The following is a 9,497-nucleotide window of genomic DNA, read 5'->3' on the forward strand; positions in this document are numbered from 1 at the left end:
AAGAAATGACCCATGTGCAGCGTGTAGTGGAAGTTGAAGAAAAGCAGTCCTCCCGCAGTATCACGCAGATTGACGGACTTGCCGCTTGCCGGATCGAACGCCGAGGAATGAATGACGTCGTGATCCAGATGAACCACGCGCAGCAGCGGATCGCGCGCGGAGGGAAGAGAGACAAAGACACGTGCGGCGTGCTGCTCTTCCAGTGTCAGGATTTCCTTCGCAGCAGCATCCAGCGCTGGCGGCGACGGCTGGAGAGCCGCGACGGGGGGTGTTTCCGGTGGCATCCAGTGCGTCAGTTCCGAGCCGAAAACGGCAAGCGACCCGGTGGCGAAAATGCCGACCAGAATCAGGCCACCGACGAACCCAATCCATGCATGCAGCCAGCCCATCCGGCTGCGTAACGAAGGGGTGGGTGTCATGGGGCACCGAATGCGACGAAGGGGACGGTGATAAGGAGGGCAACAGCCATGATCGCGGCACCCGCCAGCAGCCCCCGCAGGAGCGTGCCCGCAGCGAAGACTGTCAGGACGACAGCAGGCATGATGCCAATCGCTTCGCACTGTGCGACAAAGAACGCGTCAGGCGCGGCACCGTGGAAGATACGAGGCAGAAATACCGTGATCAGAAGTCCGGCAGGGTAGGCGAGTGCGCCCGCGATCATAAGGCGGGGGATGAATCCAGACGGTGCAGACATGGATACGCTTCTCTGCAAATGCGAGTTATTATCATCTTCTTACGGGCTGCGACTCTTTCTGTAAAGTGAATCCACTCCATGTTGAAAGTGGTAACCCGCTCTGCACCCGGCATGTCTTCCAACTGTCATGGGATTGGTCGATGCTAGGCCCAATATCGTTTCCGGAGAGATTCATGAACGCACGCATATTGCTGGCCTCGGTTTTTGTTGCCGCGACGAGTGTTGCCCTGCCTGCCGTAGCTGCTCAGGTTACGCCCCAGCAGGCCGACCGCGACTATGACCACCTGTCTCGCGACGGTATCCGCGCTTTTGCGGATGTCGATGTCGCGCGCCGCGCCATCGCCGCCAAGGACCAGAAGACAGCGACGGAAGCTCTGGCCGATGCCAACCAGACCCTTAGCCGTGCAGGCACCGACAATCGCCAGTTCATGAAAGCGGAGTCAGAACTGCACCCGGCTGCAGCCGTGCCCGAGGGACATTCAGGCAAGCTGCCTTCTTCGACAGCGACGCAGGCAACGCCTGTCCAGTGGCTGCCGATTCTGGGTGAGTACATGATTGCGCCACAGACAGAAAAGACACCTGGCCAGAAGCAGGCTGTCACGGAGGCCAACGATCTGTTGAAGAAGGGCAGAACGAAAGACGCAGCCGATCTTCTCAACAAAGCAGGCGTTGACGTGCAGTTCGTGCTGGCCATTGCGCCGCAGCAGGCTTTCACGGCGGATGTCTATCGCGCTTCCGTGCTGCTGGAAGGTGGCAAGAACGATGAAGCCACGGCTGCTCTGATGGATGCTGAAGAGTCTCTCCGGTTCATCAGCGAGGATAACATTCTTGATTCGTCGACTGTGAAAAGTCAGGAGGCGGCTCAGGCCAAGAGCGCCCAGAAAAGTCAGTAATTCAAGGTCACAGGAAACGGTACATGACGAGGGCATCCACCAACCCGTGAATGGGGTGGTGGAATGCTTTGGGCAACCGTCCGACAACATCGAAGCCTAGACGGCTCCACAAGCGAACGGCCCGTTCGTTCGTTGAGACAACGAAATTGAACTGCATGGCCTGAAAACCGCGTGCTTTTGCATGGTGGCGCGCGTGTTCGCACATTGCGCGCGCCACGCCTTTACCGCCAGCTTCGGCATGCGTCATGAAGCCGGCGTTACAGACATGTTGTCCTCCGCCTGCCTGATTGGCGCGCAGATAATAGGTGCCGAGCACGACGTCGTTCTGTTCGAGGACGAACGTCTCTTTCTCGGACGCTGTCCAGTAAGCCAGCGCGGCTTCCCGTGTCATGTCCCGATCGAGAGTATAGGTCTCACCGGCCCTGATGATGGGCTCAAGGATGGACCAGACACGTTCATGGTCCTCCTTTCGGATGGGACGAATAATGACTTCGTCCGTCATGACGCCGCGTCTGCTTTCTTTTTCCGCCGTGCCAGACGCCGTTTGAAACTATCCAGCACGCTGGCCAGATCCAGAACGCCCATGATCTGCAGGGCCACAAGATAAAGCAGGCCACCCAAAGGCACTTCAACAAGAAGCATCACACCAAGCCACAGGGTGATATGATTGGAAGGCGCGGAAAAAAGCGTGTTCACGCCCGCCAGTGCCAGAGCCATGACAACCGACGCTGCGGCCATCTGGGCAATACGTGTAAGCATCAGACCATTGGGCCGCAAAGCATCCCGACGGATCAGCAACGCGGAGAGAATGCAGGCATTCAGAAGGGCTGCAAGGCTGCTGGCTAGCGGTGGTCCGATATGGGCGAGGGGCTTCATCAATAGCAGATTGAGCATCAGGTTTATGGTCAGCGTGAAGAAGCCGATTTTCACAGGCGTGGAGGTATCCCCGCGCGCAAAAAAGGCGGGCGAGAGAACCTTGATCAACACAAAAGCCGGAAGACCAAACGCGTAGGCCCGTAAGGACTGCGCCGAGAGGGCCGCGTCGTGAAGGCTGAACGAGCCATGAGCGAACAGAAACTGCATGATCGGCGTCGCGAGCGCGAGAAGCCCGGCCATCGCGGGTAGGGTCAGCAGCAGCACATAGTCGATGGCCCTGTTCTGGGAAGCATGAGCGCCGTCGTCATCGTTTTCGGCGAGGTGCTTTGTCAGAACGGGCAAAAGTGTCGTGCCCGCCGCTGCACCTAGGACGCCAAGAGGAAGCTGGTTCAGCCGATCGGCGAAATACATCAGCGAGACACTACCGGCTGGCAGCAGCGTGGCGATGATGGTGTCGATGGTCAGGTTAATTTGGGTAACGCCACTGCCGATCAGGCCGGGCAGCATCCGGCGGCCAAGTCTGCGAATTTCCGGCGTGACACGGGGCGGCAGGGGCGTCAGGTCGAATCCGGCCCGACGCGCAGCGAACATCAGTAGGCCGAGTTGCACGAAGCCTGAGGCTGTCACGCCCCATGCGGCGGCATGCGCCACGGTGGGCATGAAGGGCGTGACGAAAAGCACGGCGGCAATGCCAACGACATTGAAGGAAAGATAGGCCGCCGCTGCCATGCTGAAGCGGTGCAGACCATTCAGGACGCCGGAGACGAGGGCGGCCGCGCAGATCAGAACGAGATAGGGAAAGGTGATACGGCTGAGGGTGACAGCCAGCTCGTAGCGATTGCTGCTTTCGGAAAAACCGGGAGCGATCACCCGCAGGATGCCGGGCATGAAGATTTCGCCCAGCACGCACAGGATGACGAGCCATGTCAGCAGGACACCAAAGACCTGCCGCGCCAACGTCCGGGCATGGTCGGGTCCATCCGTCGCCAGCGCGGAGGTGAAGAGCGGCACGAAGGCGGCATTGAAGGCGCCTTCTCCAAACAGGCGGCGAAACATGTTGGGGAGCCGGAAGGCCACCTGATAGGCGTCCTGCATCGGCCCCGCACCCATCATGGCGGCGAGCAACTGATCCCGGATGAGACCGAGAATACGGCTGAGCATGGTCCAGCCGCCAACTGTAAGAAATCCCTTGAGCATAACCGCTTATAGGGATGTCGTTGGTCTTGCGGGAAGATGGGTTTTGATTGTGGAAGAGAAAATTCCAAAACAATCTGCCCCACCCGGAGTCAAAGATGGCAGAGTCCCATGCTGGGGCGGTATTTTGCTGTGCGGCGATTGCTGGTAAAATGCCGCTTGCATAAACGCCGTTCTGTTGAGAATGGAGTGAAAGCAGGAGCGTTCCGGAAAGACACCATGCGGCCTATCAGACGTTTTCCCATCAGCTCCACCATGATTGTCCGGCTTATCGCCATTACCGTTGGCGTGTTCATGCTGTTGACGGCAGCCAAATTCGTAGCCGTTCTGCCCGACGTGATGCCGGGCAACGCTGCTGGAATACTGGCGATGGTGACGGTGGGAGCAATCCTGCTTCTGGGAGCGATCTGGATCGGCGTCTAAGCGCCGGGACCGGGGTCAGTTTTTCGCGACAGCAAAACCGTTATCGGTCATGCATTTGCGAAAGCCGTTCAGAACGATCCCGCTGCCAGTCAGAGAAATATTTCTGTCTGAGGCACCTGTTATACGTAGCGTAAGTGTCTGGGCATTTCCGAATGTATTGAGAACGGCGTTTAACGCGCTGGGTGTCAAGGGCGCCCGCAAGGTGCTGTGATCAAGCGCGACCATCGCGAAATCTGTGGAAGACGAACCGGAGACAAGCGTTACCGGCACTTTCTGGCCATCGGATACGGACAGATCCTCCGCCTCGGTCCTGATTTCGGACCCATGTGTGTCGGCCCGGAATTCCAGAGCACCGCCACTTGTCTTGACGATGCAGGCATCCGTGTGAGCGCCTCCGTCGAGCGAGTGGTGCAGAGTGACCCAGTGCCCCTGCATAATGTCAGGAATGGTGACGGCTTCTTGCGCGTAGGCATGCGAACAACAGAGGAGAAGAGTCGTCGCAAAAAGCTGTTTTCGCATCGTGTTCCCCAGAAAGTAGCAAGCCGGTTCTACATGATTCGTCTTGGTTAAGACAGTGAAGGACACGCAGATTCGAATTGCGCACTTCATGTCTTTTTGTGTCTTTTAATAAATCAGAAGTTTATTATTAGACGCGTCCTCGCCTGAGATGAATCAATATGATTCACGGGTCTTTCGATTGTTCAGAATTGTTTTGGCTGAATTATGGCGTTTTTGCCCAGTTTCTGAATGGAGGGCAGAAATTCCCTCTTATATGCCAGTAATTATGTCGTGGCTTTTCCAAAGAAAAACCGCCCTGTTAAGGCGGCTTTGCTCGAATTCTGATTTTTAATTGTGATGGAAATAATTTATTCTGAATTTTAGCGTGATTGTGGCGTGTTTCTTTGTGTTGCGTGTTCAGCTTCGGCTTTGGACGCGACCAGAACGGCCACGAGACCATTGGAGAAGAAGCGTGCGATGCGAGTAACCATGGCGAGGCTCCTGTTTTCTTCTGGTTGCTGTCAACTCTGACGATACCTGATCAACGCTCCAAGGTAAACTAAAGTTGCAATGCTGATATGAAAAAAACACGTTTCGAATTGTGTACCTCTCATAGCTGCTGAAGAAGTGTCTGAGTGGTCGGAAGAATGTCTTTCCGAAGCCTCCATTGATGCGATTCAGTCATCGGTATGCACGTGATCAGGTCGTATTCAGTGTTGGCATTGTCGCGCCATCGTCTCTCCAGCGCGGTGAAGGGTAGGGAGGTCGTCAGCGGTATCCCGATATCGACTATTCGCGTGCGTCCGTGAATCATTGCGATGCGGGGATTCCCTACTATCAGTTCAGTCTTATCGAGGCCGAGTTCTTCTTTTGCCTCAGCCAGAATCTGGTCTGAAAGGGAAACGACGCCGGTCTCTGTCCGCGATTCCACCGTCCCGGCAGGAGGAGACTGCCAGCAACCGCCAAGGTAGATCGAGGAAGGATTCCGCCGCGCGAGAACTACGCCTTCGGGGCAGTGCAGCAGGCCGCAGACGGCGAGTTGCTGCAGGGGACGGTCACCAAAAATCAGCGGGTCCGTCATCTGGGCCAGAGCGAGGCGGTATTCCGTCCAGTGGCCCATGATGCAGTCAGGCTCAATCCGGTCGGCACAGAAGATACGTCCATTGAACAGACGCGGACGCGCCTGCTTGGCCTGTGACCAGATTGCCTCGACCTGGGCTTCGGTTGCCGCAGACCAGATGGGACGCTCTTCATGCACGATAACCCGGAGATCCGGAGACAGGGAGATACTTTTCCATCCCTCGACATTCGAGGGGACGGAAAATGTATTCGGGCGAGGTGTGGTGGAAATTTCGGTCTTCTGCATGGCGGTGATTATTTCAGTCTGGCGCGTATAAAACGAAGTGTTGAGAAATTTTTTTTGAATCGTAACGAAAAGGGGCTGTCAGACAGGGAGGAGGTGGGCTTTACTCTTGGTAGGATCGCTCAGGAAAGATGCCAATGACGCTGAACGTCGCCCTGACTCACAAAACAACCTATACCTATGATCGCCCCGTGATGATGGGGCCGCAGGTGATACGTCTCAGGCCCGCAGCGCACGCTCGAACGGACATTCTTTCCTATACGCTGAATATCGAGCCGAAGCCGCATTTCATCAACTGGATGCAGGACCCGTCCGGCAACTGGCAGGCGCGCGTCGTCTTTCCCGAACGCGTCACGCATTTTGATGTGACGGTCGATCTCGTCGTCGATATGGCGACCATCAATCCGTTCGATTTCTTTCTGGAACCTGCGGCAGAAAACTGGCCGTTCACTTATGACGCCGTGCTCGATCAGGAACTTGCCCCTTATCGGCGTATCGAGCCTGTTGGGCCGCTTATGCAGGCTCTAATCGACGAGGTTCCTCGAGAAAAGCAGCGCACTGTCGATATGCTGGTGGCGCTGAATCAGGCGATCCAGAAACGCATCAGCTACATCGTCCGCATGGAGCCGGGTGTCTGGTCGCCGGAAAAGACGTTGGAGGAAGGTAAAGGTTCGTGCCGTGACAGCGCGTGGCTGCTGGTGCAGTTCCTGCGTAATCTTGGCTATGCCGCGCGTTTTGTCTCGGGTTACCTGATCCAACTCGTCGCCGATGAAGTGCCTCTGGAAGGGCCAGCGGGTCCGACTGCCGACTTTACGGATCTGCATGCGTGGGCCGAGGTCTACCTCCCCGGCGCAGGGTGGATCGGGCTGGATGCAACGTCTGGCATGCTGACGGGCGAGGGGCACATTCCTCTCGCGGCAACGCCGGAGCCTGCTTCTGCCGCGCCGATCTCGGGTGGCGTCGAAATATGCGAGACCGAATTCGGCTTTGAGATGTTCGTTCGGCGTATCGCCGAGACGCCGCGCACAACGAAGCCGTATGACGAAGAGACGTGGAAGGCCATTCTCGCGGCAGGTGAGGCAGTGGACGGCCAGCTTGCCGCTGGAGATGTGCGTCTGACCATGGGCGGCGAGCCGACCTTCATCGCCGCGAACGACATGGATGCGCCGGAATGGAACATCGACGCGCTCGGCCCTACCAAACGCGCCTATGCCGGGCGGTTGCTGCGTCGTTTGATGGATCTGTGGTCTCCCGGCTCAACTTACATGACGCTGTTCGGGAAACACTATCCCGGCGAACAACTGCCGCGCTGGGCGCTGACCTGCTACTGGCGGCTGGATGGCGAGCCTGTCTGGCTTGATCGTTCCCTGCTGGCCTGCGATGATGATACGGACAATGCGACGGAGCACGATGCCCGCCGTTTCGCCCAGTCTCTGGCGCAGAAGTTGCAGGTCGATCCGGAACTCGTCGCGCCTGCTTATGAGGATATCCACTATTATCTCTGGAAGGAGCATCGTCTTCCCGCCAATGTCGTGGTGGAAAATTCCAGACTGAACGATCCGCTGGAGCGCGACCGTCTCGCGCGCGTTTTCGACCGTGGTCTGGGTCGGGAAGCCGGTTCCGTTCTGCCGCTGCGTGTTACGGTGCAGGATGGTGTAAGACGTTGGCAGTCCGGGCGCTGGTTCCTGCGTGGTGATACGATCTTTCTCGTGCCGGGTGACTCGCCGATAGGATTCCGACTGCCGCTGCAAAGCCTGCCGTGGGCCGATGCCGAGCATATCGACCAGTCCTTTGAACTGGACCCGTTTGCGCCGCATCCCCGGCTGCCGCCTCATCCTGCCTTTGCCCGTCGTACAGCCACGGCTTATGGCGCGCAGGTGCCAGATCTTGTCAGCCGCTCCGGCCAGCCTCCGGAACGGGTGATGCCGCAACTCTCCGACCTGCCGGCTCTGCCACCCTATCCAGTGCGCAAACCATGGCGGATCAGCACGGAAAAGGCGCTGGCGGAGCATCTTCTGGAAGTTGACAGGGAAGAGCCTGATGTCGTGCGCACGGCCCTCGCTGTGGAAGCGCGTAACGGCATTCTGCACGTGTTTTTCCCGCCATTGTACGCTGTCGAGGACTGGCTCGATCTCTGTGCGGCCGTCGAAGCGACCGCCGCCAAGTTTGGCCGCAAGATTGTACTGGAAGGATACGCCCCTCCGCGTGATCCGCGTCTGCTGTCTTTCTCCATCACCCCGGACCCGGGGGTGATCGAAGTCAACGTGCATCCGTCGGCAAGCTGGAACGAGCATGAGGTCCGGAGCCGCCAGCTTTATGAAGAGGCGCGTGCGGTCGGCCTGACGGCGGAAAAATTCATGCTCGATGGCCGTCATGTCGGAACCGGCGGTGGCAACCATGTTGTCATGGGTGGCGCGCGTGCCGAAGACAGTCCGTTCCTGCGTCGTCCCGATCTGCTGAAATCACTTGTCGGATTCTGGCATAACCATCCTTCGCTGTCCTATCTCTTCAGCGGCCTGTTCATCGGTCCAAGTTCACAGCATCCGCGCGTGGACGAGGCGCGGCAGGATGCGCTCTACGAGCTGGAGATCGCTTTTCGACAGGTCGGACGCGAACTGTTTACGCCGCCATGGCTGACGGATCGCCTATTCCGCAATCTGTTCGCCGATATGACAGGCAACACGCATCGGACCGAATTCTGCATCGATAAACTTTATGCACCGGAATCCAGTTCCGGACGGCTCGGGCTGGTGGAATATCGCGCTTTCGAGATGCCGCCCCATCATCGGATGTCGGCAGCGCAGATTCTGCTCATGCGGGCGGCCCTCGCGGCGTTCTGGAAAACGCCATACGAGCGTCGTCTGGTCCGTTGGGGCACGCGCCTGCATGACGATTTCATGCTGCCGCACTATGTGAAGCAGGATTTCCACGATGCGATCGAAGAACTGCGGGAACTTGGCGCACCAATCGATGCTGCGTGGTTCGCACCTCACTTCGAGTTCCGTTTCCCGGAGATCGGTTCCGTTACTGAACTGGGTATGACGCTCGAACTTCGCACGGCGCTGGAGCCGTGGAATACACTGGCCGAGGAACCGGCAGCCGGTGGCACGGCCCGTTATGTGGACAGTTCCGTCGAGCGTGTGCAAGCGCAGGTCTCGGGATGGGTCGACGAACGCTACATCCTGTCCTGCAATGGTTGCGCCGTGCCGCTTACGGGCACGCAACGGCAGGGGGAATATGTCGGTGGCGTGCGGTTTAAGGCATGGAATCCGCCCAGTTCACTGCACCCAACCATCGGCGTTGAAACGCCTCTCGTGTTCGACATCTATGATACATGGACCGGCCGTAGCATTGGCGGACTGACCTATCATGTCGTGCATCCGGGTGGTCGCAACTACGATACCCGTCCGGTGAACGCCAACGAGGCGGAAGCCCGCCGTCGCACGCGTTTCTTCCCCTTTGGTCATACCGCGGGTCAGATGGCAGAGCCCCATGTACAGCGTTCGATGGAAATGCCGCGCACGCTGGACCTCCGCTTGTTCTGACGGAGAGTGAG

The 9,497-nt window shown here is 58.0% G+C and carries 9 protein-coding genes; 3 read left to right on the forward strand and 6 right to left on the reverse strand.

Features of this window, described 5'->3' with window-relative positions:
- Both ABF824_RS04710 and ABF824_RS04715 read right to left on the reverse strand, forming a co-directional pair.
- Nucleotides 1-419, reverse strand: a 419-nt coding sequence (locus tag ABF824_RS04710) for a PepSY domain-containing protein (protein WP_415486732.1), incomplete at its 3' end; no start/stop codon positions are given.
- Nucleotides 416-694, reverse strand: coding sequence for a hypothetical protein (locus tag ABF824_RS04715; RefSeq protein ID WP_415486733.1), 279 nt, complete (start codon nt 692-694; stop codon nt 416-418). The genes ABF824_RS04715 and ABF824_RS04710, both read right to left, overlap by 4 nt.
- Nucleotides 695-867: 173 nt before the next feature.
- On the opposite strand from ABF824_RS04715, the gene ABF824_RS04720 reads away from it, so the two are divergent.
- A complete protein-coding gene (locus ABF824_RS04720; RefSeq protein ID WP_415486734.1) occupies nt 868-1,587 on the forward strand; it encodes a YfdX family protein in 720 nt (239 codons plus the stop codon).
- A 7-nt stretch (nt 1,588-1,594) separates the two neighbouring features.
- Here ABF824_RS04720 and ABF824_RS04725 read toward each other — a convergent pair whose 3' ends face one another.
- On the reverse strand, nt 1,595-2,089 hold the full coding sequence (locus ABF824_RS04725; protein WP_415486735.1) for a GNAT family N-acetyltransferase: 495 nt from the start codon (nt 2,087-2,089) through the stop codon (nt 1,595-1,597).
- Nucleotides 2,086-3,660 (reverse strand): murein biosynthesis integral membrane protein MurJ, encoded by a 1,575-nt coding sequence (gene murJ, locus ABF824_RS04730; protein WP_415486736.1) that lies wholly within the window; start codon nt 3,658-3,660, stop codon nt 2,086-2,088. The genes ABF824_RS04725 and murJ overlap by 4 nt, the downstream gene beginning before the upstream one ends.
- Nucleotides 3,661-3,876: 216 nt before the next feature.
- Between murJ and ABF824_RS04735 the strand changes: the two genes are divergently transcribed.
- Entirely contained in the window at nt 3,877-4,080 is a 204-nt protein-coding gene (locus tag ABF824_RS04735) for a hypothetical protein (protein WP_415486737.1), read from the forward strand.
- Nucleotides 4,081-4,095: 15 nt separating this feature from the next.
- Here ABF824_RS04735 and ABF824_RS04740 read toward each other — a convergent pair whose 3' ends face one another.
- Both ABF824_RS04740 and ABF824_RS04745 read right to left on the reverse strand, forming a co-directional pair.
- Nucleotides 4,096-4,599 (reverse strand): hypothetical protein, encoded by a 504-nt coding sequence (locus tag ABF824_RS04740; protein ID WP_415486738.1) that lies wholly within the window; start codon nt 4,597-4,599, stop codon nt 4,096-4,098.
- A 589-nt stretch (nt 4,600-5,188) separates the two neighbouring features.
- Nucleotides 5,189-5,944 carry a phosphohydrolase gene (locus ABF824_RS04745; RefSeq protein WP_415486739.1) on the reverse strand — a complete coding sequence of 252 codons (756 nt, stop codon included), beginning with the start codon at nt 5,942-5,944 and terminating at the stop codon, nt 5,189-5,191.
- Nucleotides 5,945-6,078: 134 nt separating this feature from the next.
- Here ABF824_RS04745 and ABF824_RS04750 point away from each other — a divergent pair, with 134 nt between their 5' ends.
- Nucleotides 6,079-9,486, forward strand: coding sequence for a DUF2126 domain-containing protein (locus ABF824_RS04750; protein WP_415486740.1), 3,408 nt, complete (start codon nt 6,079-6,081; stop codon nt 9,484-9,486).
- Nucleotides 9,487-9,497 lie beyond the last annotated feature (11 nt).

Source organism: Acetobacter sp., assembly GCF_047721705.1.
Lineage (GTDB): Bacteria > Pseudomonadota > Alphaproteobacteria > Acetobacterales > Acetobacteraceae > Acetobacter.

Bases quoted from the DNA above. Each gene is read 5' to 3' on its own strand.
- ABF824_RS04715 (WP_415486733.1), bottom strand. From the start codon at position 694: ATGTCTGCACCGTCTGGATTCATCCCCCGCCTTATGATCGCGGGCGCA.
- ABF824_RS04720 (WP_415486734.1), top strand. From the start codon at position 868: ATGAACGCACGCATATTGCTGGCCTCGGTTTTTGTTGCCGCGACGAGT.
- ABF824_RS04725 (WP_415486735.1), bottom strand. From the start codon at position 2,089: ATGACGGACGAAGTCATTATTCGTCCCATCCGAAAGGAGGACCATGAA.
- murJ (WP_415486736.1), bottom strand. From the start codon at position 3,660: ATGCTCAAGGGATTTCTTACAGTTGGCGGCTGGACCATGCTCAGCCGT.
- ABF824_RS04735 (WP_415486737.1), top strand. From the start codon at position 3,877: ATGCGGCCTATCAGACGTTTTCCCATCAGCTCCACCATGATTGTCCGG.
- ABF824_RS04740 (WP_415486738.1), bottom strand. From the start codon at position 4,599: ATGCGAAAACAGCTTTTTGCGACGACTCTTCTCCTCTGTTGTTCGCAT.
- ABF824_RS04745 (WP_415486739.1), bottom strand. From the start codon at position 5,944: ATGCAGAAGACCGAAATTTCCACCACACCTCGCCCGAATACATTTTCC.
- ABF824_RS04750 (WP_415486740.1), top strand. From the start codon at position 6,079: ATGACGCTGAACGTCGCCCTGACTCACAAAACAACCTATACCTATGAT.